At 69.0% G+C, this 25514-nt stretch carries 24 protein-coding genes and 1 riboswitch; of the genes, 7 read left to right on the plus strand and 17 right to left on the minus strand.

Going from position 1 to position 25514, the window contains the following annotated elements; translation table 11 throughout:
• Window positions 1-39: 39 nt before the first annotated feature.
• Complete coding sequence (locus tag J2S76_RS19355; protein ID WP_307063141.1) at window positions 40-1281, minus strand: URC4/urg3 family protein; 1242 nt, start codon at window positions 1279-1281, stop codon at window positions 40-42.
• 169 nt (window positions 1282-1450) lie between these two features.
• Entirely contained in the window at window positions 1451-2719 is a 1269-nt protein-coding gene (locus J2S76_RS19360; protein ID WP_307063142.1) for a GTP cyclohydrolase II, read from the minus strand.
• Between the two features lie 217 nt (window positions 2720-2936).
• Between J2S76_RS19360 and upp the strand changes: the two genes are divergently transcribed.
• The 4 genes from upp to hemA all read left to right on the plus strand — a co-directional run bounded on the left by upp (window position 2937) and on the right by hemA (window position 7166).
• Window positions 2937-3599: a uracil phosphoribosyltransferase gene (upp, locus tag J2S76_RS19365; protein ID WP_018389136.1), complete on the plus strand. Its 663-nt coding sequence runs from the start codon at window positions 2937-2939 to the stop codon at window positions 3597-3599.
• 110 nt (window positions 3600-3709) lie between these two features.
• A riboswitch (guanidine-I (ykkC/yxkD leader) is annotated at window positions 3710-3825 on the plus strand.
• A 113-nt stretch (window positions 3826-3938) separates the two neighbouring features.
• Window positions 3939-5144, plus strand: coding sequence for an agmatinase family protein (locus J2S76_RS19370; RefSeq protein ID WP_307063452.1), 1206 nt, complete (start codon window positions 3939-3941; stop codon window positions 5142-5144).
• 139 nt (window positions 5145-5283) lie between these two features.
• On the plus strand, window positions 5284-5805 hold the full coding sequence (locus tag J2S76_RS19375; protein ID WP_307063146.1) for a hypothetical protein: 522 nt from the start codon (window positions 5284-5286) through the stop codon (window positions 5803-5805).
• Window positions 5806-5939: 134 nt separating this feature from the next.
• Window positions 5940-7166 (plus strand): 5-aminolevulinate synthase, encoded by a 1227-nt coding sequence (hemA, locus tag J2S76_RS19380; protein WP_307063147.1) that lies wholly within the window; start codon window positions 5940-5942, stop codon window positions 7164-7166.
• A 112-nt stretch (window positions 7167-7278) separates the two neighbouring features.
• Here hemA and J2S76_RS19385 read toward each other — a convergent pair whose 3' ends face one another.
• A complete protein-coding gene (locus J2S76_RS19385) occupies window positions 7279-8388 on the minus strand; it encodes an AbrB family transcriptional regulator (RefSeq protein WP_307063149.1) in 1110 nt (369 codons plus the stop codon).
• A 119-nt stretch (window positions 8389-8507) separates the two neighbouring features.
• Between J2S76_RS19385 and hemN the strand changes: the two genes are divergently transcribed.
• Entirely contained in the window at window positions 8508-9830 is a 1323-nt protein-coding gene (gene hemN, locus J2S76_RS19390; RefSeq protein WP_307063151.1) for an oxygen-independent coproporphyrinogen III oxidase, read from the plus strand.
• 164 nt (window positions 9831-9994) lie between these two features.
• Here the strand turns inward: hemN and J2S76_RS19395 are convergent, their stop codons facing one another.
• From J2S76_RS19395 to mscL, 10 genes are all read right to left on the minus strand, one after another.
• On the minus strand, window positions 9995-10660 hold the full coding sequence (locus tag J2S76_RS19395) for a Crp/Fnr family transcriptional regulator (protein WP_307063153.1): 666 nt from the start codon (window positions 10658-10660) through the stop codon (window positions 9995-9997).
• A gap of 140 nt (window positions 10661-10800) precedes the next feature.
• Entirely contained in the window at window positions 10801-11148 is a 348-nt protein-coding gene (locus tag J2S76_RS19400; RefSeq protein WP_307063155.1) for a response regulator, read from the minus strand.
• A 115-nt stretch (window positions 11149-11263) separates the two neighbouring features.
• A complete protein-coding gene (locus tag J2S76_RS19405; protein WP_018389128.1) occupies window positions 11264-11881 on the minus strand; it encodes a response regulator transcription factor in 618 nt (205 codons plus the stop codon).
• 12 nt (window positions 11882-11893) lie between these two features.
• Entirely contained in the window at window positions 11894-13045 is a 1152-nt protein-coding gene (locus tag J2S76_RS19410) for a PAS domain-containing sensor histidine kinase (RefSeq protein WP_307063157.1), read from the minus strand.
• Between the two features lie 78 nt (window positions 13046-13123).
• Window positions 13124-14338 carry a pyridoxal phosphate-dependent aminotransferase gene (locus tag J2S76_RS19415; protein WP_307063159.1) on the minus strand — a complete coding sequence of 405 codons (1215 nt, stop codon included), beginning with the start codon at window positions 14336-14338 and terminating at the stop codon, window positions 13124-13126.
• Window positions 14339-14474: 136 nt separating this feature from the next.
• Window positions 14475-15347, minus strand: coding sequence for a glucose-1-phosphate thymidylyltransferase RfbA (rfbA, locus tag J2S76_RS19420; protein ID WP_307063161.1), 873 nt, complete (start codon window positions 15345-15347; stop codon window positions 14475-14477).
• A gap of 21 nt (window positions 15348-15368) precedes the next feature.
• A complete protein-coding gene (gene rfbD, locus J2S76_RS19425) occupies window positions 15369-16256 on the minus strand; it encodes a dTDP-4-dehydrorhamnose reductase (RefSeq protein WP_307063163.1) in 888 nt (295 codons plus the stop codon).
• Complete coding sequence (gene rfbB / locus J2S76_RS19430; RefSeq protein WP_307063165.1) at window positions 16253-17332, minus strand: dTDP-glucose 4,6-dehydratase; 1080 nt, start codon at window positions 17330-17332, stop codon at window positions 16253-16255. The genes rfbD and rfbB overlap by 4 nt, the downstream gene beginning before the upstream one ends.
• A 4-nt stretch (window positions 17333-17336) precedes the next feature.
• Window positions 17337-17912, minus strand: a complete 576-nt coding sequence (rfbC, locus tag J2S76_RS19435) for a dTDP-4-dehydrorhamnose 3,5-epimerase (protein WP_307063167.1) — start codon at window positions 17910-17912, stop codon at window positions 17337-17339.
• Window positions 17913-18002: 90 nt separating this feature from the next.
• On the minus strand, window positions 18003-18431 hold the full coding sequence (mscL, locus tag J2S76_RS19440) for a large conductance mechanosensitive channel protein MscL (RefSeq protein WP_307063169.1): 429 nt from the start codon (window positions 18429-18431) through the stop codon (window positions 18003-18005).
• A gap of 156 nt (window positions 18432-18587) precedes the next feature.
• Between mscL and J2S76_RS19445 the strand changes: the two genes are divergently transcribed.
• Window positions 18588-22127, plus strand: coding sequence for a hybrid sensor histidine kinase/response regulator (locus J2S76_RS19445; RefSeq protein WP_307063172.1), 3540 nt, complete (start codon window positions 18588-18590; stop codon window positions 22125-22127).
• Window positions 22128-22139: 12 nt separating this feature from the next.
• Here J2S76_RS19445 and J2S76_RS19450 read toward each other — a convergent pair whose 3' ends face one another.
• From J2S76_RS19450 to J2S76_RS19460, 3 genes are all read right to left on the minus strand, one after another.
• On the minus strand, window positions 22140-22490 hold the full coding sequence (locus J2S76_RS19450; RefSeq protein WP_307063173.1) for a DUF3088 domain-containing protein: 351 nt from the start codon (window positions 22488-22490) through the stop codon (window positions 22140-22142).
• Window positions 22491-22494: 4 nt separating this feature from the next.
• A complete protein-coding gene (locus tag J2S76_RS19455; RefSeq protein ID WP_307063454.1) occupies window positions 22495-23166 on the minus strand; it encodes a response regulator transcription factor in 672 nt (223 codons plus the stop codon).
• Between the two features lie 133 nt (window positions 23167-23299).
• Complete coding sequence (locus tag J2S76_RS19460; protein ID WP_307063175.1) at window positions 23300-23764, minus strand: secondary thiamine-phosphate synthase enzyme YjbQ; 465 nt, start codon at window positions 23762-23764, stop codon at window positions 23300-23302.
• Between the two features lie 119 nt (window positions 23765-23883).
• On the opposite strand from J2S76_RS19460, the gene J2S76_RS19465 reads away from it, so the two are divergent.
• Window positions 23884-24879: an alpha/beta hydrolase gene (locus J2S76_RS19465; RefSeq protein WP_307063177.1), complete on the plus strand. Its 996-nt coding sequence runs from the start codon at window positions 23884-23886 to the stop codon at window positions 24877-24879.
• Between the two features lie 2 nt (window positions 24880-24881).
• Here the strand turns inward: J2S76_RS19465 and J2S76_RS19470 are convergent, their stop codons facing one another.
• Complete coding sequence (locus J2S76_RS19470; RefSeq protein WP_307063179.1) at window positions 24882-25487, minus strand: hypothetical protein; 606 nt, start codon at window positions 25485-25487, stop codon at window positions 24882-24884.
• Between the last annotated feature and the right edge of the window lie 27 nt (window positions 25488-25514).

The following is a 25514-nucleotide window of genomic DNA, read 5'->3' on the forward strand; positions in this document are numbered from 1 at the left end:
ACCCCAGCCGTCTCCCCGACGGGGTGAGGGGGTACGCCCTCAGAACACCGTGCCGTCGGCGTCGATGGCGAGCGGCGGCGGGCCGGCGGGCGGACGGCGCTCGGCGGCGATGCGCCGTCCCGCCGTCCAGGTGCCGCCCTGCAGCAGCTTGGCGAGCGGAAATTCCGACGCATCGAGGCCGAGCCGCTCGCGCACCCGGTCGGCGAGCCCGTCCATCAGCGCCACGGTGAGCGCCCGCCATTCCACCACCATCTCGGATTCGACCCGGTGCTTCACCGCCGGATCGAGCGGGGCGCGCGGCATGATCACGCCAAGATCGATCAGCAGGCCGCCATTGCGGTATTCCGGTAGGGCGGTGAGCGCGTCGAGTTCGGTGATGGCGAGGCCCGACGCTTCGAACGGCTCCAGCAGCGAATAGGTCAGCCATTGCGACAGCTTGTGGAAGGGCACGAGCTGGTCGGAGAGATCGTCGACTCGTACCGCCGGGTGGCGCCCGACATCGCCCAGCGCCACGCCCGCCACTTCCAGCCCCGAGGGCCAAATGATTGAGAGCCCGTCGAGCAGCGCCTTGAGAATCGCCTCGGCCGGCAGGCGGCCGATCCGCGCCTGCGGCGCCAGCGTGTCGTAGAGCCGGCCCGGCCGCCCGCCCGGCCCGAAAATATCCGGCCGCGCCGCCACCGCCGCGCCGAGCCGGTTCAACAGCGCCGCCCGGCCGGCGAGACCCACGAGCGGATTCTCCTCCGACACCTGGAAGAACCGACCGAGCGTGCCCGCATCGAGCGCGACCAGCACGGCCGCGTCGGCGCGCAAAGGCTGGCTGGGGTCGGTCGAGAAGCCGCCGGCCGCGAACATGTTCACGCTCGCCACCGCCAGCCCCTCCGAGCGGCCGATGGTGAGGCCCGTGTCCTCTTCATGGTAGCGCCAGGCGTCCCCGGCCCCGGCGTCGAGCAGCACGCTGACGACGGCGAGGTCGATCATGGTGCGGGCCCGCTCGGCGGCGTCCACGCCCTCCAGCCGCCCGGCCAGAGCCTGCCAGCGCGCCACCCCGCCGGCATCGAAGTGCCGCCAGCGGCTGTGATAGGGGATGTCGAGGCCGGGATAGTCCTGCCGCGTCACCCCGGCCACATAATCCGCCACCGCGTCCAGCGCGGCGAGATCGAGCGTGAAATGCGGCGAGCGCCCGGCCTGCACATAATCAAGCACCTGATGGCTGCGGGCCCGCACGGCGGCGGGCGAGCGCAGGGCGGCGAGTTCGGGGGGTACGCTCTGGGGCGGGGTCATGCGGTACTTTCTTTCTGCGACGTCCTCCCCGGAGCGACGTCATCCTGAGGTGCGAGCGCAGCGAGCCTCGAAGGATGTTCTCTTAGGCAGCTCTGCGATGACCATCCTTCGAGGCCCGGCGTGCGCCGGGCACCTCAGGATGACGTGGCGTTGTAGGACAAAGAGCCCCCTACTCCTCCAGCGCCCGGCCCTGCGTGGCGTCGAACTGGCTCTGGAAACCGCCGCTGAAATAGCCGGCGGAGACCTTCGCCTCCATCTCGACGCGGGCGTCGAGCGGGATCAGCTCTTCGGGGATCGCCACCCGCTCACCGACCTCGATGCCGGCGCGCTCCAGCGCGTTGAACTTCATGTCGCTCATCGAGGCGAAGCGGTCGATCCTGGTGATGCCGAGCCAGTGGAACACGTCCGGCATCAGTTCCTGAAAGCGCATGTCCTGCACGCCGGCGACGCATTCGGTGCGCTTGAAATAGGTTTCGGGCAGGTCGCCGCCCTCCTGCCGCTTGCGGGCGTTGTAGACGAGGAACTTCGTCACCTCGCCCAGCGCCCGGCCCTCCTTGCGGTTATAGACCACGAGGCCGACGCCGCCCTGCTGCGCCATCTCCACGCAGATCTCGATGCCATGGGCGAGATAGGGCCGGCAGGTGCAGATGTCGGAGGAAAAAACGTCCGAGCCGTTGCACTCGTCATGCACCCGGCAGGCGAGCGGGGTGACGCCGTCGCCGATCCTGGACGGGTCGCCGAACAGATACAGCGTCATGCCCCCGATCGGCGGCAGGAACACCTTGAGATCGCCGCGCGTCACCAGCTCGGGGAACATGCCCCCCGTATGCTCGAAAAGCGCCCGGCGCAGCGCGCCCTCGCTGACGCCGAAGCGCGCGGCGATGCCCGGCAAATACCACACCGGCTCGATCGCCGCCTTGGTCACGCGCACATCGCCCTTCGGCCCGATGATGTCGCCGTCGATCTTCAGCCGGCCGGCGCGCAGCGCGTCGCGGATCTCCGGCATGTCGATATGGGCGCGGGTGATGGCGATGCTCGGGCGCACATCCAGCCCCGCCGCCACCTCGGCGCCGAAAGCCTCGCCGATCATATGGCCGAACGGATCGAGCGAGACGATCTTGCCCGGGTCGCCCCATTGCGGATGCGGGCCGATAATGTCGGAGGGGGCGGTGTTGGTGAGGTCGGCCTTGAAATCAGCCGGCAGCGCCCCGGCCGCGATGGCCAGCGCGCGATAGACCGCATAGCCGCCGGCATGGGTGCCGATGGCGTTGCGCCGCTTCATCTCGGTGAGGGTAGCGACGACAGGGCCGCGCAAGGCGGGGTCAGGCGCGCCCCAGTTCAGCACCGGGCCGTCAGCGGCGACGCCGGTGGGCGCGCCATGGGAGGTGAGGACGATATGATTGCGGGAACGACCGCCTGCACTGGCATTGACGGACATGATTGGCTCGCTTCGCGTCCGGCGGACATCGCCGGCGTCCTGGAAGCAACGTATGTGAGCGTGAAAACGCGGCTTCCGCAAGGGGGGCGTCGCGCCGGCCGGAGGAAAAACGGACGGGATGGTCCGTTTCTTGTATCGGATTTCGCGCTATCCTGCCGCCAATTGCAGGCTCCGGCAAATTGCCGGAGACCGCTCCCACCCCGAGGACGACGCCGAGATGAACGCGCCCACCAGCCCCAAGGCCGCCCTGCCGCCGAACATTGTCGTCGTCGACCACCCGCTGATCCAGCACAAGCTGACCCTCATGCGCCGCTCGCGCACCCCGGCCAACGAGTTCCGGCTGCTGCTGCGCGAGATCAGCATGCTGCTGGCCTATGAGGTGACGCGCGACATGCCGACCGAGATGACCGAGATCGAGACGCCGCTGACGACGATGCAGGCGCCGATCCTCGCCGGCAAGAAGCTGTGCCTCGTCTCGGTGCTGCGCGCCGGCGGCGGCATTCTGGAAGGCATGCTGGAAATCCTGCCCGCCGCGCGGGTCGGCCATGTCGGGCTCTATCGCGACCCGGTGTCGCTGGCGGCGGTGGAATATTATCTGAAACTGCCGCGCGACATTTCCGAGCGCACCGCCATCATCCTCGACCCGATGCTGGCCACCGGCAATTCAGCGGCGGCGGCGGTGTCGGAAGTAAAGGCGGCCGGCTGCCAGTCGGTGAAGTTCGTCTGCCTCATCGCCGCGCCGGAAGGGCTGAAGACGCTGCACGACGCCCATCCCGACGTGCCGGTCTATACGGCGGCGGTCGACAGTCACCTCAATGACCACGGCTATATCGTGCCGGGCATCGGCGACGCCGGCGACCGCATCTTCGGCACCAAGTAATGGGCACCAAGCAAATCGGCACCAAATAAAGCGCCCGAACTTTCGGCGCCGGCGCGGGCAATTGCCGCTTATCGGGGCTTCTCCCCGGCGCCGGACCGATCTAACCTCATCGCAAATGTCCCTAGGGTTCCGGTGCCGTGACGCTGTCGCAGCACGCTGGTCCGAGAGGGGCAGCCGGGCACGCCTGACAGGGCCCGGTCCACGGCGGGACAAAAGCCCGGGAGGCTCGCGCGGCGGCATTCGCGGCGAAGACCCTTCCGCGTGCGCGCCGGGGTCTCCACGCGAGGGCCGTCAAGGCCCTTCGACGAATGGAGACAGGACATGCCTCACCCGTCCAGCATGCGTCACTCCCTCACGCGAACCCGCCGCTTCGCCGGCCTTCCCCCCGCCCCGCAGCGGCAGCGCCGTCATCACCCCAATTTCGAAATCCGGGGCATGCAGGGCTGGAAGGCGCTGGAGGCGGAGGAGAAGCTCTCCGAGGATGGCTGGCGCAAGGAGCAGCAATGGGCGCTCGACATGGGCCTGCCCGGCGCGGATTCGATCACCGACAAGTCGATCCCGACCTTCGCGCGCGGCGAGCTGCCGCATTTCGCCGGCATCAACACCTTCATGAAGGCCCCCTATGTCGAGAATGTCCGCGATGTCGGCCGCTATGACGCCGCCGTGCTGGGCATTCCGTTCGATTCCGGCACCACCTACCGCCCCGGCACCCGCTTCGGGCCGCAGGGCATCCGCCGCATCTCCGCGCTCTACACCCCCTATAATTACGAGCTGGGCGTCGATCTGCGCGAGCAGATGACGCTGTGCGACGCCGGCGACGTGTTCACCATTCCCGCCAATCTGGAAAAGAGCTTCGACCAGATCTCGAAGGGCGTGAGCCACGTCTTCTCCTCCGGCGCGCTGCCGATCATGCTCGGTGGCGATCATTCGATCGGCTTTCCCTGCGTGCGCGGCATCGCCGAGTGCACGTCGAAGCGCATCGGCATCATCCATTTCGACCGGCATATCGACATCCAGGAAAAGGATCTCGACGAGCGCATGCACACCACGCCCTGGTATTGGGCGACCAATCTGCCGAATGTCTCGCCAAAGAACCTGGTGCAGCTCGGCATCGGTGGCTGGCAGGTGCCGCGCTACGGCGTGCAGGAGGCGAGGAAACGCGGCACCAATGTGCTGACCATCGACGATATCGAGAAGATCGGGCTGGAGAAGGCGGCCGAGATCGCGCTGGAGCTGGCGTGGAAGGATGCGGATGCGGTCTACATCTCCTTCGACGTCGACAGCATCGATTGCGGCTTCGTGCCCGGCACCGGCTGGCCGGAACCGGGCGGATTTCTGCCGCGCGAGGCGCTGAAGATCCTCGGCCTGGTGGCGGCGGAAGGCCTGTGCGGGCTGGAGGTGGTGGAAGTTTCCCCGCCCTATGACACGTCCGACATCACCGCTTTGTTCGCCACCCGCGTGGTGGTGGAGGCGCTCGGCTCCATGCTCGCCCATGGCAAGCTGGGCTCGCACCGGCACATGATCGACAAGCCGGTGAGTTACTGAGGGTCGAGCCTCCCTCTCCCCGACGGGGAGAGGGTTGGGGTGAGGGGTCTTCGACGGGCGGAGACCGGCCCCCCCCTCACCGACCCGCTTCGCGGGCCACCTCTCCCCGACGGGGAGAGGGAAGCAAAGGAAAACCACGATGCATCGCGGCCACGACCATCATCACCCTGACCACGGCGCCGGCGGGCATTCCCATGCCGAGGCGCATTCCCACGCCCATTCAAACGCCCATGCCCACGCGCATGGCCATAATCACGGCCATTCCCCGCGCCCGGCGGCGCAGTGGCAAACGCCGCATCTGCCGCACACACCCGAGGCGGGCGACCACGCTCCGGCCGAGCCCGATCTCGACCTGGTGGAAAAAGCCTTCGTCGAAGGCTTCGCCAGCGCGAGCGACCCGACCAGCTTCCTGCGCCTCGCCCGCGTGCCGTTCGATGCGGTCACAGTGGAGGGCACGCGCGTCAGCCTGTTGCGGGTGGAGACCGGCGAGACCACCGATATCGGCGCGGTGATGCCGCATCTGGGCGGCGGCAGCTTCCGCTACGACCCGCTGCCGGCCGCCATGACCTCACGCCGGCGCACGCTGCGCTTCGTCTATTTCGACGGCGCCGCCGCTTTGCCGCTGACGCTGGCGCAGGTGCGCGCCCTCGCGCAGAGTTGAGCGCGGCGCTTTTCCGATAGGCGCGCCCGATCGCCGCGTCAGGGCTTTGCCGGGTTGATCGGAACGGCTCCAAAGTTCATGGTGCCCGCACAGTGCCTCGCTGGCTCGCCGGCGACGCCCAGTTGGGATGCGCCATGGACTACGCCCGCTTCTTCCAGGATGCCGTCGACACGCTCAAGAATGAGCGCCGCTACCGCACCTTCGCCGAGATCGAGCGCGACACCGCGCGCTTCCCCCACGCCATCTGGCACACGCCGGAGGGCAAGCGCGACATCGTCATCTGGTGCTCCAACGACTATCTCGGCATGGGCTGCCATGAGGCCGTGGTCGAGGCGATGTGCGCCACCGCCCGGCAGGCCGGCGCGGGCGCGGGCGGCACCCGCAACATTTCCGGCAACAGCCATGCCGTGGTCGAGCTGGAGGCCGAGCTCGCCGATTTGCACGGCAAGGAAGCCGGGCTGGTCTTCACCTCGGGCTATGTCTCCAACCAGACCGGCATCGCCACGCTCGCCAAGCTCATCCCCGACTGCCTCATCCTGTCGGACGCGCTGAACCATAATTCGATGATCGAGGGCGTGCGCCAGGCCGGGCGGGAGAAGGTGGTGTTCCGCCACAATGACCTCGCCCATCTCGAAGAGCTGCTGCGCGCCGCCGGCGACCGGCCGAAGCTGATCGTGTTCGAGAGCATCTATTCGATGGATGGCGACGTCTCGCCCATCGGCGCGATCTGCGACCTCGCGGAGCGCTACGGCGCCATGACCTATCTCGACGAGGTGCACGCGGTGGGCATGTATGGCCCGCGCGGCGCCGGCCTCGCCGAGCGCGACGGCGTCATGCACCGGGTCGACGTGATCGAAGGCACGCTGGGCAAGGCGTTTGGCGTGGTCGGCGGCTACATCACCGGCACGCGGGCGGTGATGGACGCGGTGCGCTCCTATGCGCCCGGCTTCATCTTCACCACCGCCCTGCCTCCGGCGGTGGCGGCGGCGGCGGCGGCCTCGGTGCGCCACCTCAAGGCCTCGCCCCATGAGCGCACCCGCCAGCAGGCGCAGGTCGCCAAGGTCAAGCGCGCGCTTGATCTCGCCGGCCTGCCCCAGATGGTCACCGACACCCATATCGTGCCGATCATGGTCGGCGATGCCGAGGCCTGCAAGACGGCCAGCGACATGCTGCTGGAAGAGCATGGCATCTATATCCAGCCGATCAACTACCCCACCGTGCCGCGCGGCACGGAGCGGCTGCGCATCACCCCTGGCCCGTTCCATGACGACGCGCTGATCGCGCATCTGGCGCATGCGCTGACCGATGTGTGGAGCCGGCTCGGGCTCGGCTTCGTCAAGCGGGCGCAAGCGGCAGAGTAAGCCGCCGGGAAACTCGGCCAAGTGCGGCGGAGTAAGCCGCCGCGAAACGAAGGCAAGCGGCGGAATAATCCGCCGCAGAAGGAAAGCGAGCGGCGGAGCCATCCGCCGCGCTTCAGTCCTTCGGCTCGGTCTTGTCGATATCGACATTCTCGGACGGAATGTCCGCCCGGCCGAAGCACAGCCGGGCGATGAGCGGGATCGCCAGGGCGAGGCCGAGAAAGCGCACGAGATGGTGCGCGGCGACAAAGGCCGGGTCCATGCCGAGCACGAAGGCCATGATGGTCATCGCCTCCAGCGCGCCGGGCACATAGGCCACCAGCACCTTGGGCAGCGGCTCGTCGGCGAGCCAGGCGCCGAGCACGGCGAAGGCCAGCGCGACGGCGGTGGCGATCAGCAGCGCCACCAGCGAATCGACCAGGAAGTGGCGCAGGGTGGAAATCCGCGTGCCGGCGAAGCGGCTGCCGGTATTGGCGCCCAGCACCACGAAGCCGACGATGAGGAAAATGTCGGGCAGCCGCCCCTCGATCAGCCCGAAGCCATGCACCAGCGCGCTCGCCAGCATGGCGCCGACCATGGCGCCGCCGGGAAAGCGGCTGCGCTCGGCGAGAAACCCGCCAAAGATGCCGACGCCGAGCGAGGCGAGAAAATTCGTCAGGTCCGGCACGACAGGGTTGATCGGCAGCGTGCCTGATGGCTCATGGCCGAGCCCGCCAATCGCCGCCGGCAGCAGCGCCACCAGCACGAACAGCCGCAGCGACTGGCCGAACACCACCCGGCGCGTGTCGGCGCCCGAGCTTTCCGCCATGACCAGCACGGTGGAGAGCGCCCCCGGCGCGGCGGCGAAGAAGGCGCTGCGCCGGTCCCAGCCGGCGACCTTCTCCAGATAGACAATCACCGCCACCATCATGACCGGCACCGAGGCCACCAGCACCGCCATCGTCACCGGCCAGGCGGTGATGCCGCTCAGCGTTTCGGGCGTGATCGCCGAGCCCATCGAGGTGCCGAGGATGATGTAGACGCCGAGCCTTGTGTTCTTCTCCACCCCGACAGGCGCGCCGAGCAGCGCCGCCAGCGCGGTGGCCACCAGCGCGCCGGAGAGCCAGCCCGCCGGCATGGCGAGAAAGGCGAAGAAAGCGCCGCCGGCAAAGGCGAGGGCCAGCGTCGCGCCATACCAGGCAGAACGTTTAGCGGCAGGCGACGAGAGGAAGGCGGGCAGTGGCATCGGGCAGGAACCTGGGGCGGGAGCCCCGGCATGCCCGAGGGCCTGCGCGAACGCCCGCAACGCGGCGACATTTGCGCCGGATCAATGCGACGAATGGCGGCTCGGGTCAAATCCTCTCCATGCATAACACAACGCTCATCCATGCAGAGCGGGCCGTGCCCCGCTACACCTCCTACCCGACCGCGCCGCATTTTAGCGGCGCGATCCGGGCCGGCGCGCATGCCGACTGGCTCGCCGTCCTGCCGGCGCAGGCCAGCGTCTCGCTCTATCTGCATGTGCCGTTCTGCCCGGCGCTGTGCTTCTATTGCGGCTGCACCACCAAGGCGACGCGCCGCGCCGAGCCGGTGGCGGCCTATGCCGAGCGGCTGGAGCGCGAGATCGACCTCGTCGCCGCGCGCATTGGCGGGCGCAGCGTGACGCACATCGCCTGGGGCGGCGGCACGCCGAGCCTGCTGGGGCCGGCGATGCTGAAGCGTCTCGGCGAAAGGCTGGCCGAGGGCTTCCAGCTCGACCATCTCGCCGAATATGCCTTCGAGCTCGACCCGCGCGAGACCGACGAGCCGCTCGCCGATGCGCTGGCCGCGATGGGGGTCGACCGCGTCAGCCTCGGTGTGCAGGATTTCAGCGCCCATGTGCAGCGGGCGATCGGGCGCATCCAACCTTTCGCCACGGTGGAACGCGCCATGCGCCTGCTGCGCGAGGCCGGCATTTCCTCGATCAATCTCGACCTGATGTACGGCCTGCCGCACCAGAGCGAGCGCGACATCCGCCGCACCACCCAGCTCGCCACACTGCTGGCGCCGGAGCGGCTCGCTCTGTTCGGCTATGCCCATGTGCCGTGGATGCGCGCGAATCAGAAGATGATCGACGAGGCCTCGCTGCCCGGCGCCGCCGAGCGGCTCGACCAGTCGGAAGCCGCGCGCGAGGTGCTGCTGGCCAATGGCTATGTCGCCATCGGCCTCGACCATTTCGCCCGCGCCGACGACACGCTGGCCCGCGCGGCTGCCTCCGGCCAGCTGCGGCGGAACTTCCAGGGCTACACCGCCGACCAGGCCGATGTGCTGATCGGCATGGGCGCCTCGGCGATCAGCCGCTTTCCCCAGGGTTTTACCCAGAACGCGCCGGATGCCGGCTCCTATATGCGCGCCATCGATGATGGCGGCTTCGCCACGGTGCGCGGCATCGCCATCACCGCGCAGGACCGCCAGCGCGGCGCCCTGATCGAGCGGCTGATGTGCGACCTGGAGGTTGATCTCGATCCCTCGACCCTCGCCGAGGCCGCCCCGCGCCTCGCCGGCCTCGCCGCCGACGGGCTGATTACGCTGGAGGGCCAGCACGTCGCCATGACCGCCGGCGGGCGCCCCTTCGTGCGGCTCGCCGCCGCCGCGCTGGACCACCGGCTGCAAAGCCAGACCGCCGCCCGCCATTCGGCCGCCGTCTGATCCGCGCTTTCGCTACCCGCCAAAAGAAAAGGGCGCCCCGCGATGTGGGGCGCCCGATCCCTGCTCAAAGAAAAGGGCGCTCCGCGAAGCGGGGCGCCCAGGTGCTGGAGGGGGAAGAAGCGCCGCCCTCTGGACAGGACGGCGGGAAGAGACGCGGAAGGCGTTCAGAGCGCCCCGGCGAGGCGGCGCATGCTGCCGCGATCCTGGATACGGACCTCGTCGGCGCGCTGCAGCACCACGAGGCCGCGCCGCTTGAGCTCGGAAAACGCCCGGCTCACCGTTTCCAGCGTCAGGCCGAGGAAGTCGGCGATTTCCTGCCGGGTCATGGAGAGATGCAGCGTGCCGCCCACCATGGTCTCCGGCATCAGCCGCAGCAGGAAGAAGGCGACGCGCTCCAGCGCCGACATGCGCCCCAACACCAGCGCGTGGGAATGCATGACGCAGAGCTGCGCCTCGAAGCGCCGCAGCAGCCGGGCGCCCAGCACCGGGTCGCGCTCCAGCGCGCTGCGGTCATGGGTGTTGATGGTGGCGGGGGTGAGCGTCTCGGCCGAGCAGGCATAGATATCGGCATGGGCAAGGCCGAACACGTCGCCCGGACCGAGCAGTTCCACCACCTGGCGGCGCCCGTCGGGGAGCAGCTTGCTCAGCATGACAGCGCCGTCGACCACTTCCATGATGCGGCGGGCGGGATCGCCCTCATGCAGCACGGTGACATGGGCGGCGATCCGCATCGTCGGGGCGTGAGACGGGCCATGGAGCGCGCTATGGGGCTCGGCGCCACAGGGCGGGCGAACGGTGCCGCCGGTGCGTTCGTCGATGATCTGTCGCATCTTTATCGCTCCACCCTTGATCTTGCGCAAAGCTAGCGGGCAAAGCGGGCCGGCACAGTTCGGTGGGCTGCGTAAGGGACTTTCCGGAAGCGCCGGCGGAAACCGCCCTCCGGCGCGCCGATTCCCGCCGGCGCGGCGTGTCAGAGCGGGGGCAGAACCCGGGCGATGGCGTCGACATCGAGCGGCTTGCGCATCACCCCATCCGGCACCAGACCGCGCAGCTGGTGGTCGATGAAACCCTGCGACTGGCCGGTGATGACCACCACCCGCGGCGGCGCGGCAAGGTTGAGCAACCAGCGCACCAGCTGCGCGCCCGGTATGCCGGGCAGGCTGAGATCGACGATGACCGCGTCCGGCGCCGTCGGCAGCGGGCCCTTGAACAGGCTTTCCGCATCGCGGTGGGAGACCACCGTGTGACCGATATTGCGCAGGATGAGAGCGAGCGAATCGCTCACACCGGCATCATCCTCGACCACATGAACACGCAAGGGCTCTCTCCCACTCTTTTAACCCGAGAGTGAGAAAGTGCAGCGGCATCAGCAATTCGTAGGGATGCGTAGAGAGCCGCGTCCTGCACCGGCATGGCGGCCGGCCGCGACCCGCTCAGTCGCGCATGTCCTTGAGCACGATGCGCACGAGATCGGCGGCGTTCTTGGCGCCGAGCTTTTCCATGATGCGGGCGCGGTGCACCTCGATGGTGCGCGGCGAGATGCCGAGCGTGCGGCCCGCCTCCTTGTTTGAGGCGCCGGAGGCGATCTGCACCAGCACTTCGCGCTCGCGCGGGGTGAGCAGGTCATGGCCGGGGAAATGCGCGGTCAAAAGGTCGCCCGGCTCGGCCGAGGCGCGCCGTCCATGGGCGGCGATGGCGTCGCGCACCCGCTCCAGCACCGTGTCGGCGTCGAACGGCTTCTCGATGAAGTCGAGCGCGCCGTGGCGGATGGCGTCCACCGCCATGGGAATGTCGCCCTGGCCGGAAATGATGAAGATCGGCGCCGGGTAGCGGTCGGCCTCCAGTTCCTTCAGGATGTCGAGCCCGGAGCGGCCGGGCATGTGGACGTCGAGCACGATGCAGGACGGCACATGGGTGCGCGCCACCGACAGGAAGGCCGCGCCGTCGGAAAAGCCGCGCACATGGTAGCCCTCCAGGCTGAGCACGAGCGAGAGCGCATCGCGCACCGCAGCATCGTCGTCGACGATGAAGACCTCACCCAGATGCGCCATCAACGGCCCCCCTTACCCGACCTCGTCCGGCATCGACGCCGCCGGCAGGACCAGCGTGAAGCACGCGCCCCTGCCATTGCCGCCGGGATCGACCAGCAGGTCTCCCCCGTGGTTCTGGGCGATCGTCCGCGAAATCGCAAGGCCGAGCCCCATGCCGCGACGTTTTGAACTAGCAAACGCCTCGAACAGCTTCGACAGCGCCTCCGGCGCGATGCCGGGGCCGTTGTCCTGCACCTCCAGCCGCACGCTGCCGTCGCTGGCGCGGGTGCGGATCTCGATCGCCGGATCGGGCACGCCGGCGGCGGCCTCGATGGCGTTGCGCACCAGATTGACCACGATCTGCTGGATCTGCACCGGATCGACCGAGACCGGCGGCAGGTTCTCGCCCGTCTGGCGGTCGATGCGGATGCGGTGGCGCTGGCCGAGCAGGGTGAGGTCGATCGCCTCGTCGATCAGCGGATCGAGCGGGCGCACATGGCGCTCCGGGTCGCGCTTTTCCACGAACTGGCGCATGCGCTGGATGATATGGCCGGCGCGCTCGGCCTCGTTTGCCGCCTTGTCGAGAATGTCCCCGACCACCGTGACGATGTCGATGCCCCGGCTGTGGGCGCGGCGGATCGCCTGCAGATAGAGCATCAGCGCGGTCAGCGGCTGGTTCAGCTCATGGGCGATGGCGGCCCCCATCTCGTCGATGGCGGAGACGCGGGCGAGGTGGACCAGCTCGCTCTGCAGATCGGCGAGCCGCTGCTCGCTCTCCTTGCGCGGGCGCAGATCGCGCAAAATGCCGATGAACTGCCGCCCGTCCGGCGTCGCCGCCTCGCCCACCGACAGTTCCAGCGGAAACACCGTGCCATCCGCATGCCGGCCCTGCACCTCGCGGCCGATGCCGATGATCTTCTTCACCCCGGTGCGGATGTAGCTGCCGACATAGGCATCGTGCTGGCGGGCATAGTCGGTCGGCATGACCAGCTTGACGTTCTGCCCCACCGCCTCGGCAGTGGTGACGCCGAACATCTTCTCGCAGGCCTTGTTGAAGATGAGGATGCGGGCGTGCTCGTCGATGACGATGATGCCGTCGGCGGCGGTGTCCAGCACCGAGAGCAGCCGCGCCTCGGAGACGGTCGGCGGGTGCGGCGCATCGGACGTTGGCGCGAAATCCTTCATGATTTCAGTGTGCTCCGCCGGGGCGCCGGCCGCAACCGATCTGTGCCTGATTTCGGCCGGTGCGGCCCTGCCGGTGGCTCATTTCTGCAGCCAGCGCACCAGCCGGTCGGTCGCCTCAACCATCTGCGCCTCGCCGCGGGCAAAGCACATGCGGATATAGTTTTCCCCGCCGGGGCCGAAGGCGGTGCCGGGGGCGAGGCCGATGCCCGCCTCGTCGACCAGCTTCAGCGCGAGGGCACGCATGTCCGCCTCGCCCTCGACGCCGAAGAACATGTAGAAGGCGCCGGGCGGCGAGGCGAAGCGCACCCGGTTGGAGGTGGCGAGCCCCTTCGCCACGATGTCGCGCCCGCGCCGCGCCCGCTCGATCTGGTGGGCGACGAAACTCTCGCCGCGCTCCAGCGCCGCCACGCCGGCCCGCTGCATGAAGGCGGCGACGCCCGAGGTCGAATACTGGATCAGGTTCTCCAGCACCGGGCCGAGCGAGGGGTGCGCCTCGATCCAGCCGAGCCGCCAGCCGGTCATCGCCCAGTTCTTGGAGAAGGTCTGCACGAAAAGGATGCGGTCGTCCTCCTCCATCACGTCGTGGAAGGACGGCGCCAGGGCCGGGCCGCCCTCCTCCGCCTCATAGAAGAAGCGGCCATAGATCTCGTCGGCGACGATCCACAGCCCATGCCGGCGGGCGATGTCGAGCACGCCGCGCAGTGTGTCCGGGGAAGCGACGAAGCCGGTGGGGTTGGCCGGCGAATTGATGAAGATCACCCGCGTGCGCGGCGTCACCGCGCTCTCCAGCCGGTCGAGATCGAGCCAGAAGCCGCGTGTTTCATCGAAGGAGAACGGCACGAAGACCGGCCGCGCGCCGACCACCTCGGCCGCCGCCGCCGCGTTCGGCCAGGAGGGCGAGGGGATGAGGATTTCGTCGCCCGCCGACAGGGTGAGCGCCAGCGCCACCTGAATGGCCTGCATGCCCGAGCCGGTGACGTAGTAGCGCTCCGGGTCGTCCGCCACGCCATAGAGCCGGTGCATGTAGCGGGCGAGCGCGGCGCGCAGCTCGGGAATGCCGCGCTGCCAGGTGTAGAAGGTCTCCCCCGCCGCCAGCGAACGGGTCGCCGCCTCGCTGATGAAGGCCGGGGTCGGCAGATCGCCCTCGCCGGCCCAGAGCGGGATCAGCCCCTCGTGCCGGCGGCCATAATTCATCACCTCGACAATGCCGCTTTCCGGCAGGGAGAGCGCCTGCGGGCGGATATGGTCGAGCAGCGAGGGCTTGGCGAAGAAGGGCGCGGCGTCGGCGGACATGGGAGAACCTGAAAAAGGGCGCGGGGCGGGAGAGCTGCAAAAGCGCGGGCCGCCAGTCTACATCTGGCGGCCCGCGCGGATTCATCAAAAGAGATGAGCCGGCAATGAAGGAAAACGATGGATCGCGCGCGGCCGTTCAGCCTTCCTCGTCGGCGATGCGCAGCAGATAGGCGCCATAAGCCGACTTCCTCTGCGCCTCGCCGAGGCGGCGCAGCTGGGCGGCGTCGATGAAGCCGGCGCGGAAGGCGATCTCTTCCGGCGAGGCGATGCGCAGCCCCTGCCGGCTTTCCAGGATCTGCACGAACTGCGCCGCCTCGATCAGCGATTCCGGCGTGCCGGTGTCGAGCCAGGCGAAGCCCCGGCCCATCATCAGCACATTGAGCTCGCCGCTCTCCATATAGGCGCGGTTGACGTCGGTGATCTCGATCTCGCCGCGCGGCGAGGGTGCGAGCCCGGCGGCGATCTCCACCACCCGGTTGTCGTAGAAATAAAGCCCGGTCACCGCGAGATTGGAGCGCGGCACGGCCGGCTTTTCCTCGATGGAGAGCACCTTGCCGCCCTCGCCCATCTCGACCACGCCGTAGCGCTCGGGGTCCTTGACCGGATAGCCGAACACGGTGGCGCCGGCCTCGCGCGCGGCCGCCTTGGCCAGCAGTTCCGGCAGGCCATGGCCGAAGAACAGATTGTCGCCGAGCACCAGCGCGACGGGATCGTCGCCAATGAAGTCGCGGCCGACGATGAAGGCATCCGCCAGCCCGCGCGGGCTTTCCTGCACCGCATAGCTGAGCCGCAGGCCGAACTGCGCGCCGTCGCCCAGCAGCTTCTGGAACAGCGGGCTGTCATGCGGCGTGGTGATGACCAGAATGTCCCGGATCCCCGCCATCATCAGCGTGGTCAGCGGGTAATAGATCATCGGCTTGTCGTAGACCGGCAGCAACTGCTTCGACACCACCAGCGTGATCGGGTGAAGCCGCGTGCCGGAGCCGCCGGCGAGGATGATGCCCTTCATGTGCGTCCGTGTCCTGTGAGATCAGCCCGCGGGAGAGGCGAGCAGCGCGTCGACCACCTCGGCCACACGGTCCTGCCAGGGCGCGGCGCGGATGCCGCTCGCCTGCGCGAACGCCTCGCTCGACAGTTCCGAATTGGCCGGGCGGCGCGCCGGGGTGGGATAGTCCGCTGTCGCGATCGGCACGATCTCGGGATGGCGGCCGGTGTGCAGGCCGGCCCGCTCCAGTATCGCGGTGGCGAAGTCGAACCAGGTCGTCGCCCCGGTGCCGGCGAGGTGATAGGTGCCCGGCGCCAGCGCCCCCGCCGCCAGAGGCGCCGCTGCGGCCAGCAGGCCCTGCGCGATGTCGCGCGTCGCGGTGGGACAGCCGCGCTGGTCGGCGACGATGGTCAGCCGGTCGCGCTCGGCGGCGAGGCGCAGCATGGTCTTGAGGAAATTGGCGCCGTGGATGCCATAGACCCAGGAGGTGCGGATGATGAGATGGCGCGCCAGCCCCGCCCGCACCGCCCGCTCACCCTCTTCCTTGGTGGCGCCATAGACGCCGAGCGGGGAGACCGGGTCGCTCTCGACATAGGCGCCCTGCTTGGTGCCGTCGAAGACGTAGTCGGTGGAGAGGTGGATTAGCGCCGCGCCCTGTTCGGCGCAGGCCTGCGCGATCAGCCCGGGGGCCACCGCGTTGATGAGATGCGCCCGCTCGGGCTCGCTCTCGGCCCGGTCCACCGCCGTATAGGCGGCGGCGTTGATCACCACCTCCGGCCGTGCCGTCGCCAGCGCCCGCGCCAGCGCGGCGGCATCTGTTATGTCGAGCCCGGCATGGTCGAGCGCCACCAGCTCATGGCCGGCCTCGCCCGCCCGGCCGGCGATCTCGCGGCCCACCTGCCCGCCGGCGCCAAGAAGCAGAAGCCGGCTCATGTGGCGAGGCCGATGCGCTGGCGGGCATAGCGCGCCTTCAGCGGCTCCCACCAGCCGGCATTGTCGAGATACCAGCGCACGGTCTTCTCGATGCCGCTCTCGAAGGTCTCCGCCGGCACCCAGCCGAGTTCGCGCTGCAGCTTGCCGGCGTCGATGGCGTAGCGCGCATCATGGCCGGGGCGATCGGTGACGAAGGCGATGAGCTTTTCCCGCGCGCCGATTTTCGCGTCGGGCCTCACCCGGTCCATGATGGCGCAGATGGTGCGGACCACGTCGATGTTGCGGCGCTCATTATTGCCGCCGACATTGTAGCTCTCCCCCGGCCGCCCGCGGGTGGCGATGAGGTCGAGCGCCGCCGCGTGGTCGTCGACATAGAGCCAGTCGCGCACATTCTCGCCCTTGCCATAGACAGGCAGCGGTGCCCCTTCCAGCGCGTTGAGGATGGTGAGCGGGATCAGCTTTTCCGGGAAATGGTAGGGGCCGTAATTGTTCGAGCAGTTCGACATCACCACCGGCAGCCCATAGGTGTGGAACCAGGCCCGCACCAGATGGTCGGAGGAGGCCTTGGAGGCCGAATAGGGCGAATTGGGCTGGTAGGGCGTGTCCTCATGGAACAGCCCTTCCGCGCCCAGCGTGCCGAACACCTCGTCGGTGGAGATGTGGTGGAAGCGGAAGCGCCCGCGCGCCGGGGCGTCGAGGGAGCGCCAATAGGCCAGCGTCTCGTCCAGCAGCGTGTAGGTGCCGACGATATTGGTGCGGATGAAGTCGCCCGGCCCGTCGATCGAGCGGTCGACATGCGACTCGGCGGCGAGGTGCATCACCAGGTCGGGACGGAACTCCGCCAGCGCGGCGCGGAACGCCGCGCCGTCGCAAATATCGGCCTGCAGGAAGCTGTGGCCGGGCAGATTGTGCACCTCGCCCAGCGAGGCGAGGTTGCCGGCATAGGTCAGCTTGTCATAGGTCAGCACCTGCCGGCCTTGCCGCACCAGCCGGCGCACCACGGCCGAACCGATGAAGCCGGCGCCGCCGGTGACGAGGATGCGCTGGGCGGGAACGCCGTGAATGGAAGCGCTCATGGCCTCACGCTCCCGCCGGCTCGAACACGAAGGGCGTCGCATAGTCGCGCAGCAGCGGCGCCGTGCGGTCCTTGCCCGAGAGGATCGCCGCCCCTTCCGCCACCGGCCAGTCGATCGCAAGGTCCGGGTCGTCCCAGCTTATGCCGGCGTCGTCTGCCGTCGAATAAGGCGCATCGACCTTGTAGGCGACCAGCGTATCGGGCTCCAGCGTGCAGAAGCCATGGGCGAAGCCGTGCGGCACCAGCAATTGCTCGCCCCCGTCGGCGGTCAGCGTCGCCGCCACCCAATGGCCATAGCTCGGCGAGCCCTGCCGGATGTCGACCGCGACGTCGAAGATGGCGCCGCGTACCGCCCGCACCAGCTTGGCCTGCGCCATTGGCGGGGTCTGGAAATGCAGCCCGCGCACCACGCCAACCTCGCGCGAAAGCGATTCATTGTCCTGCACGAAGGTGATGTCGAGGCCGAAGGCGTCGAATTCCGGCTTCTTGTAGGTCTCGCAGAAATAGCCCCGCGCATCGCCGTGCCGAACCGGCTGGACGAGGACGACATCGGGAATGGCAAGGCGGGTAAAGCTGGTCATATCGCTCTGCACTCGACGGGAACTCTCGCGCTTCTACCCGGTCTTGCGTTCCCATCACAGCCCTTGCGTGGCGGCGGAGCCGGCGGCGGTTCAGGCCTTCTTCGCCAGAATGTCGCGGATTTCCGCCAGCAGCACCTCCTCCTTGGTCGGCGGCGCGGGCAGCGGCGGCTCCTTCGCCGCGTTGCGGCGCAGCCGGTTGATGCCCTTGACGACCAGGAACAATATCCAGGCGATGATAAGAAAATTGATCACCACGGTGAGGAAATGGCCATAGGCGAACACAGCGCCCTGCTCGCGCGCGGCAGCGAGCGAGGTGGCGGTGACGCTGGAGGACAGGCCGACAAAGTAGTTGGAGAAATCCAGCCCGCCAAAGGCGGCACCGACGACGGGCATGAACAGGTCGGTGACGATCGATGACACGATCTGGCCGAAGGCGGCGCCGATGATCACGCCGATGGCGAGATCGACCACATTGCCCTTCACCGCGAATTCGCGGAACTCGCTGAGAACCTTGCTCATGAAACCTCCGACGTAAGGCTAGCCTAAGACACCACTGTGATACGGCGGACCGGCGCGGGCAACCCTGCGCATGGCGCGCGCGCCGGCGCACGCATCTTGCCGGAGCGGGCGGGCGCGGCGCATAAAGGCAGCGGCTCCACGCCGCCGGGAGAGTGCATGCTTCAGGCATGGTCCATCATCGCCGTCGCGCTCGTCTATATCGGCTTTCTCTTCGCCGTGGCGAGCTTCGGCGACCGGCGCCTGCCGCGGCGCGGGCGCGAGGGGCGGCCCTATATCTATTCGCTGTCGCTGGCGGTCTACTGCACCTCCTGGACCTTCTTCGGCTCGGTCGGCCTTGCCACCACGCAGGGCATCAACTTCCTGACCATCTATATCGGCCCTATCCTGGTCTTCGCGCTGGGAACGCCTTTCCTGCTGCGCATGGTGCGCCTCGCCAAGGCGCAGAACATCACCTCGATCGCCGATTTCGTCGCCGCCCGTTATGGCAAGAGCCAGGGCGTGGCGGCGCTGGTGGCGTGCGTCGCCATTGTCGGCTCGCTGCCCTACATCGCCCTGCAGCTGAAGGCGGTCTCCGCCTCGCTGCTGGCCATGCTCGGCGATTTCGAGGGGCTGGGCCTGCAATACCCGATGGTCGGCGACCTCGCCCTCACCATTGCGGTGGCGATGGCGGTGTTCGCCGTGCTGTTCGGCACCCGCCATATCGACGCCACCGAGCATCAGGAAGGGCTGATGCTGGCGGTGGCGACCGAATCCATCGTCAAGCTGGTCAGCTTCCTGGCGGTGGGGCTTTTCGTCGTGTTCGGCATGTTCGCCGGCCCGTGGGACCTGTTCGAGAAGGCGGCCGAGAAGGGCGTGCTGCCGGTGCTGACCGACGGCTTCACGCTCGGCAGCTGGGCGGCGATGACGCTGCTCTCGGCGCTCGCCATCCTGCTGCTGCCGCGCCAGTTCCACGTCGCCGTGGTGGAGAACACCTCCGAGAACGAGATCCGCACCGCGCGCTGGCTGTTTCCGCTCTATCTCGTGCTGATCAACCTGTTCGTCATCCCCATCGCCGTCGCCGGCCTCGTCGCCTTTCCGCCCGGCTTCATCGATGGCGACATGTATGTCGTCACCCTGCCGCTGTCGGCGGGGGCGCAGATCATGTCGCTGGTGGCCTTTGTCGGCGGCCTCTCCGCCGCCACCGCCATGGTGATCGTCGAGACGGTGGCGCTCGCCGTCATGGTGTCGAACGACATCTTCATGCCGCTGATGGTGCGCGGCCGGCGGCTGCGGGAGGGCGAGGATTCCGGCCGCGCCGGCGCCCCGCCGGATCATGTCGACATGGGGCACCGCCTGCTCACGGTGCGGCGCATCGCCATCTTCGCCATTCTGCTGCTGGCCTATCTCTATTACCGCGTCACCGGCGAGGCGCAGCTGGCGCAGATCGGCCTGCTGTCCTTCGCCGCCGTCGCCCAGTTCGGGCCGGCGCTGCTGATCGGCCTGGTCTGGCGGCGCGGCACTGGCCTCGGCGCGCTGGCCGGCATCGCCGCCGGCATCGCGCTCTGGGCCTATACGCTGCTGCTGCCCAATCTGGTCGATGCCGGCCTGTTCAGCCCGGCACTGGTGAGCGAGGGGCCGATGGGCCTCGCCTTCCTGCGGCCGCAGGCGTTGTTCGGCGTGCAGGCGAGCCCGCTGGTGCATGGCGTGCTGTGGAGCCTCACGGTCAACGTGCTGGTGTTCTTCGCCGCCTCGATGATCCGCCGGCCCACCCCGATCGAGCGGCTGCAGGCGAGCGTGTTCGTGCAGAGCGAGCATGTCCCCTCCGCCCCCAGTTTCCGGCTGTGGCGCTCGCCGGTGACGGTGGGCGAGCTGATCGCCACCGTCGCCCGCTATCTCGGCGAGGAGCGCACCCGCGCCTCGTTCGAGAGCGTGGCGGCGATGCGCGGCGTGTCGCTGGAGCCGGGGCGCGAGGCGGATTTCCAGCTCATCCGCTATGCCGAGCACCTGCTCGCCTCGGCCATCGGCGCCGCCTCCTCGCGGCTCGTGCTGTCGCTGATGCTGCGCAAGCGCACCGTCTCCACCAAGGCGGCGCTCAAGCTGCTCGACGACGCCTCCGCCGCCATCCAGTACAATCGCGAGATCCTGCAGACCGCGCTCGACCATGTGCGCCAGGGCATCGCCGTGTTCGACCGCGACCTGCGCCTCGTCACCTGGAACCGCCAGTTCGGCGAGATGCTGGACCTGCCGCCGGAAATCCTGCGCATCGGCGTCGGCATCGACCAGATCATCCGCTTCAACGCCGTTGCCGGCCAGTTCGGCCCCGGCACGGTGGAGGAGATCGTGCGCGAGAAGCTCTCGCGCTATGCCCGCCGCAATGTCGCCTTCCAGGAGCGCCTCGCCCCGCGCGGCGTGGTGATGGAGGTGCGGGTCAGCACCATGCCGGATGGCGGGGTGGTGGTGACCTTCACCGACATCACCCCGACGGTGGAAGCCGCCGAGGCGCTGGAGCGGGCGAACGAGACGCTGGAGCGGCGCGTGCGCGAGCGCACCAAGGCGCTGGAGAACCTCAACACCCAGCTGGCGCAGGCGAAGTCCGAGGCGGACGAAGCCAACATCTCGAAAACCCGCTTCCTCGCCGCCGCCAGCCACGATATTTTGCAGCCGCTGAACGCCGCCCGGCTCTATGCCACCAGCCTGGTCGAGCGTGCCGAAGGCGGCGACGATGCCCGCCTCGCCCGCAATGTCGATGCCTCGCTGGAGGCGGTGGAGGAAATTCTCGGCGCGCTGCTCGACATTTCCCGCCTCGACGCCGGGGCGCACAAGCCGGAATTCGCCGCGCTGCGGCTCGACGAGATCTTCCGCCAGCTCGACGTCGAATTCGCCCCGATGGCGATGGAGAAGGGGCTGCGGCTCACCTTCGTGCCCAGTTCCGCCGCCGTGCGCTCCGACCGTCGCCTGCTGCGCCGCCTGCTGCAGAACCTCGTCTCCAACGCGATCAAATACACCCCGCGCGGCCGGGTGCTGGTGGGCGTGCGGCGCCGGCGCGGCAAGCTTCGCATTCAGGTGCTCGACACCGGGGTCGGGGTGCCTGTCAACAAGCAGAAGCTCATCTTCAAGGAATTCCTGCGCCTCGACGAGGGCGCCCGGGCGGCGCGCGGGCTGGGGCTCGGCCTCTCCATCGTCGAGCGCATCGCCCGCGTGCTCGGCCACGCCATCACCCTCGCCTCGACGCCCGGCAAGGGCTCGGTCTTTTCAGTCGAGCTGCCGGCCGCCCCGGCCATTCCCGCCCGCGAGGCGCCGTCTCCGCGCGCGGCCGCGCCGCTGGCGAGCCTGCAGGGGCTCACCGTGCTGTGCATCGACAACGACCCCGCCATTCTCGACGGCATGGAAACGCTGCTGAGCGGCTGGGGCTGCGAGGTGCTCAAAGCGCCGGGCATCGAGGAGGCGCTGGCCATGCTGCGCGAGCGGCGCACCCCGCCGGACGTGCTGCTGGTCGACTACCATCTCGACACCGGCGACGGCATCGAGGCGGCCAAGCAGCTGCGCTGGAAGCTCGGCCAGAGTCTGCCGGCGGTGCTGATCACCGCCGACCGCTCCAAGCGCGTGCGCGACGGCGCGAAGGCGACCGAGATGGAGGTGCTGAACAAGCCGGTGCGCCCGGCGGCGCTGCGCGCTTTGCTCGCCCAGTGCCGCGCCGCGCGGGCGGCGGCGGAGTGAGGCCAGCCGCCGTCAGGGATGCGGAACCGGAAAGCCGTGCCTTTCGCTCAGGGCGGCGAGAATGCCGTCCTTGTCGGCGATGAAGTGCCGCCCTTCATGGCGTCCCGTCGCGTGGGGAGAGGTTTCTCCCGGGGCCAGTATGAGAAGCGGGAGGGACTGGTTCGTCGCGCCGGCGAGGAGGATGGCGGCATGGCGAGGTCGCGCCCACGCGATCCGCTCGATGTCGAGGCGCGTGGCCAGATGGGGGAAGGAGGCGAGCACGCCTTCGATCAGGGCACAGTGCCAGCAATAGAACAGCTGGCCGGGATAGGCCGGATCGGCAAAGCCGGGCCGCAGCAGCAACAGCGTATCCCGCCCCGCCATCCGCTCACCCCGCCGGCTGCGAGCCCTGCGCCCAGGTGCCGCCCTCGATCTTGGAAGCGGCAATCACCGCCTGGGTGCGGCTCTCCACCCCGAGCTTTTGCAGGATGGCGGAGACATGCGCCTTCACCGTCGCCTCGGAGACGCCGAGCTCATAGGCGATCTGCTTGTTCAGCAGCCCCTCGGACAGCATCATCAGCACCCGCACCTGCTGCGGGGTCAGCGTGGCGAGGCGGGAGACGAGGGCCTGCGTCTCCTTGTCGGCGCCGCCGGCGAGGTCGACATCGGGCGGGGTCCAGGTGCGGCCCTCCAGCACGGCGGCGATGGCGGCGCGCATGGTTTCCACCGCGCTGGTCTTCGGGATGAAGCCCGAGGCGCCGAATTCCATGCAGTTGCGGATGACGCCGGATTCCTCATTGGCGGAAACCACCACCACCGGAATGCCGGGATATTGCGCGCGCAAATACATCAGCCCGGAAAAGCCACGCACGCCGGGCATGGTGAGGTCGAGCAGGATGAGATCGAGGTCGCTCTCGCGCTCCAGCAGCGCCTGAAGATCCTCGAAGCCGCCGGCCTCGAACAGCTCCGCCGCTGGAAACTGGCGGGCCACCGCCTCGCGCAGCGCGCCCCGGAACAGCGGGTGATCATCGGCGATCACCAGCCGGAAACTCGTCGTCATATCCACGCGCAGCGGCCCCTTCCACCTGCACAGACCCGCTCTCGGCGCAGGCCGGCACCGCGATCATGGTGCGGACGGCCCGCCACCGCAAGCCGCCGGGCCTTGGAGGCCTGAACAGGTCAATGTTCGACCTTTAGTGGGCCTCGCCGACAAACGCCACAACCAATTCGCGCCGGTGCGGCCGCACCCGGTGCTCGACGAGATAGAGCCCTTGCCAGGTGCCAAGCGCCATGCGCCCGCCGATAACGGGCACGGCGAGATGAACGCCGGTGAGCACCGCCTTGATATGGGCGGGCATGTCGTCCGGCCCTTCGAGATCATGCACCCATCCCGCATGCTCGGGCGCCAGCCGCTCCAGCGCGGTGAGGAGGTCGGTCTTCACGTCAGGGTCGGCATTTTCCTGCAGGGTGAGCGAGGCGGAGGTGTGCCGGCAGAACACCGAAACCTCGCCCTCGCCGGCGCCGATGCCAGCGAGAAACGCCGCCACCGCCCCGGTGATTTCGGTAAAGCCGCGCCCTTTCGTGTCCACCGCGAGAATGGTGGTGAACCGCCGCGTCACCACGCTTTCGCGCACCTCGCCGTGCCGGATCCGCGTCATCGGCATGCCTCCTGTCACCCTTGCGCGCTGGACGTCGCGCACCAGCTAGGCTTGGATAGACGCGATCAGCCGCTGATGACAGGTCCTTCGCCACGCCCATTCCGGAGTGTCGCTTTCCCATGAATTCCGTGAACCCCGCGCCGACCCCGGCGCGCGCCGCCGCCCCGCTGGTGGTCGACCCCGCTCTGTTCGACCCCGCCGCCATCGCCCCCGACACGCGGGCGGTGAATACCGGCATCGTCAAGGCGCTCGGCGCCGTGCCGGACCGCTGGGTGTTTCCGATGGCGATGCTGCGCAAGCTGCGCCTGGAGGGCAAGGGGCCGTTCCCGCTCTCGCCCGAAAGCCCCTATGCGCAGGTGATCGAAATCGAGGGGCCGCACGGGCCGGTGCCGCTGCGCATCCTCACCCCGCCGGCCCCGCCCAAAGGGGTCTATCTCCATCTGCATGGCGGCGGCTGGTGCCTCGGCTCGGCGCGCGAGAATGACGGGCTGAACCATCGCTTCGTCGAGCGCACCGGCTTTGCCGTGGTCTCGGTCGACTACCGGCTGGCGCCGGAAATCCCCTATCCAGCCGCCCCGGACGATTGCGAGGCCGCCGCGCTCTGGCTGCTGCGCGAGGGGCCGGCGCGCTTCGGCACCGACCGCTTCGCCATTGGCGGGGAATCGGCCGGCGCCAATCTCTCGGTCGCCACGCTGCTGCGCCTGCGCGACCGGCACGGGCTCACCCCTTTCCGCGCCGCCAATCTCAATGCCGGCGCCTATGATCTCGCCCTGACGCCGAGCGCGCGCAACTGGGGCGACGAGCCGCTGGTGCTGAACACGCGGGACATCAATGTCTTCGTCGGCCATTATCTGCGCGAGGGCGGCGATGTCGCCTCCAGCGATGTCTCGCCGCTGCATGCCGATCTCACCGGCCTGCCGCCGGCGCTGTTCACCATCGGCACCCGCGACGCGCTGCTCGACGACACGCTGTTCATGGCGCCGCGCTGGCTTGCCGCCGGCAATGGGGCGGAACTCGCCGTCTATCCCGGCGGCTGCCATGTCTTTGTCGGCTTTCCCGGCTCGCTGGCCGACCAGGCGCTGGCCCGCATCCACGCCTTTATCGGCACCTGCTGAAGCTAGAACGGCTCGCCCTTCGGGGGCAGCGGTGCCGGCGGCCCGTCCGGCGGCAGGTCCTTGCGCAGGCGCTCGACCATCTCGACGAAGCGCCGGAAGGCATGTTCGGCAAGGTCCATCGCCTGGTCGAGACGCTGGCGCGCCTGTGCCGGCAGCTCCCCGTCGGCCCCGGGCGAAGGTGCGGCGGCGGGCGGCGAGGCGTCGGGGCGAGCCGCGTCGGGGCGAGCCGCGTCGGGCGGCGTCGCGTCGGGGGGCGTCGTCTGCGGCGGGGCCATGATGTCGGGCACGCCGGCACCGCCCGAGGCGCGGTTCTTCTCCAGCGCCGCGAGGCGGGCCTGCAGCCGGCTGATTTCCGCCTCCAGCGCGGCGCGGTCGTCCGGCACCGCCTCGCAGGCCCAGCCGCCGGCACGCTGGGTGCAGAACGACAGGGCGCCGGTTTGCGTGTCGAGCCGCATCAGCCCGCCCTCCACCGTCTGCACGGTGAAGCGGACCGGTTCGGCGGCGGCGGGATCGGCCGGCTGCGCCTGCGCACCGCCGGCAACCAGAACCGCGCCCGCGAGAAGCGCCGCGCGCCCCAGACTTTTCACTGAACCGTTGGTCCGCCGCATGCTTCGCCTCCTTCGCCGTCCGGGGCG

It is taken from the genome of Ancylobacter vacuolatus (assembly GCF_030813595.1).
Taxonomy (GTDB): Bacteria; Pseudomonadota; Alphaproteobacteria; order Rhizobiales; family Xanthobacteraceae; genus Ancylobacter; species Ancylobacter vacuolatus.

What these genes read in the sequence shown, in the direction of transcription:
- J2S76_RS19355 (WP_307063141.1), bottom strand. Translation starts at nt 1,281, where the DNA reads ATGACCCCGCCCCAGAGCGTACCCCCCGAACTCGCCGCCCTGCGCTCG.
- J2S76_RS19360 (WP_307063142.1), bottom strand. Translation starts at nt 2,719, where the DNA reads ATGTCCGTCAATGCCAGTGCAGGCGGTCGTTCCCGCAATCATATCGTC.
- upp (WP_018389136.1), top strand. Translation starts at nt 2,937, where the DNA reads ATGAACGCGCCCACCAGCCCCAAGGCCGCCCTGCCGCCGAACATTGTC.
- J2S76_RS19370 (WP_307063452.1), top strand. Translation starts at nt 3,939, where the DNA reads ATGCGTCACTCCCTCACGCGAACCCGCCGCTTCGCCGGCCTTCCCCCC.
- J2S76_RS19375 (WP_307063146.1), top strand. Translation starts at nt 5,284, where the DNA reads ATGCATCGCGGCCACGACCATCATCACCCTGACCACGGCGCCGGCGGG.
- hemA (WP_307063147.1), top strand. Translation starts at nt 5,940, where the DNA reads ATGGACTACGCCCGCTTCTTCCAGGATGCCGTCGACACGCTCAAGAAT.
- J2S76_RS19385 (WP_307063149.1), bottom strand. Translation starts at nt 8,388, where the DNA reads ATGCCACTGCCCGCCTTCCTCTCGTCGCCTGCCGCTAAACGTTCTGCC.
- hemN (WP_307063151.1), top strand. Translation starts at nt 8,508, where the DNA reads ATGCATAACACAACGCTCATCCATGCAGAGCGGGCCGTGCCCCGCTAC.
- J2S76_RS19395 (WP_307063153.1), bottom strand. Translation starts at nt 10,660, where the DNA reads ATGCGACAGATCATCGACGAACGCACCGGCGGCACCGTTCGCCCGCCC.
- J2S76_RS19405 (WP_018389128.1), bottom strand. Translation starts at nt 11,881, where the DNA reads ATGGCGCATCTGGGTGAGGTCTTCATCGTCGACGACGATGCTGCGGTG.
- J2S76_RS19410 (WP_307063157.1), bottom strand. Translation starts at nt 13,045, where the DNA reads ATGAAGGATTTCGCGCCAACGTCCGATGCGCCGCACCCGCCGACCGTC.
- J2S76_RS19415 (WP_307063159.1), bottom strand. Translation starts at nt 14,338, where the DNA reads ATGTCCGCCGACGCCGCGCCCTTCTTCGCCAAGCCCTCGCTGCTCGAC.
- rfbA (WP_307063161.1), bottom strand. Translation starts at nt 15,347, where the DNA reads ATGAAGGGCATCATCCTCGCCGGCGGCTCCGGCACGCGGCTTCACCCG.
- rfbD (WP_307063163.1), bottom strand. Translation starts at nt 16,256, where the DNA reads ATGAGCCGGCTTCTGCTTCTTGGCGCCGGCGGGCAGGTGGGCCGCGAG.
- rfbB (WP_307063165.1), bottom strand. Translation starts at nt 17,332, where the DNA reads ATGAGCGCTTCCATTCACGGCGTTCCCGCCCAGCGCATCCTCGTCACC.
- rfbC (WP_307063167.1), bottom strand. Translation starts at nt 17,912, where the DNA reads ATGACCAGCTTTACCCGCCTTGCCATTCCCGATGTCGTCCTCGTCCAG.
- mscL (WP_307063169.1), bottom strand. Translation starts at nt 18,431, where the DNA reads ATGAGCAAGGTTCTCAGCGAGTTCCGCGAATTCGCGGTGAAGGGCAAT.
- J2S76_RS19445 (WP_307063172.1), top strand. Translation starts at nt 18,588, where the DNA reads ATGCTTCAGGCATGGTCCATCATCGCCGTCGCGCTCGTCTATATCGGC.
- J2S76_RS19450 (WP_307063173.1), bottom strand. Translation starts at nt 22,490, where the DNA reads ATGGCGGGGCGGGATACGCTGTTGCTGCTGCGGCCCGGCTTTGCCGAT.
- J2S76_RS19455 (WP_307063454.1), bottom strand. Translation starts at nt 23,166, where the DNA reads ATGACGACGAGTTTCCGGCTGGTGATCGCCGATGATCACCCGCTGTTC.
- J2S76_RS19460 (WP_307063175.1), bottom strand. Translation starts at nt 23,764, where the DNA reads ATGACGCGGATCCGGCACGGCGAGGTGCGCGAAAGCGTGGTGACGCGG.
- J2S76_RS19465 (WP_307063177.1), top strand. Translation starts at nt 23,884, where the DNA reads ATGAATTCCGTGAACCCCGCGCCGACCCCGGCGCGCGCCGCCGCCCCG.
- J2S76_RS19470 (WP_307063179.1), bottom strand. Translation starts at nt 25,487, where the DNA reads ATGCGGCGGACCAACGGTTCAGTGAAAAGTCTGGGGCGCGCGGCGCTT.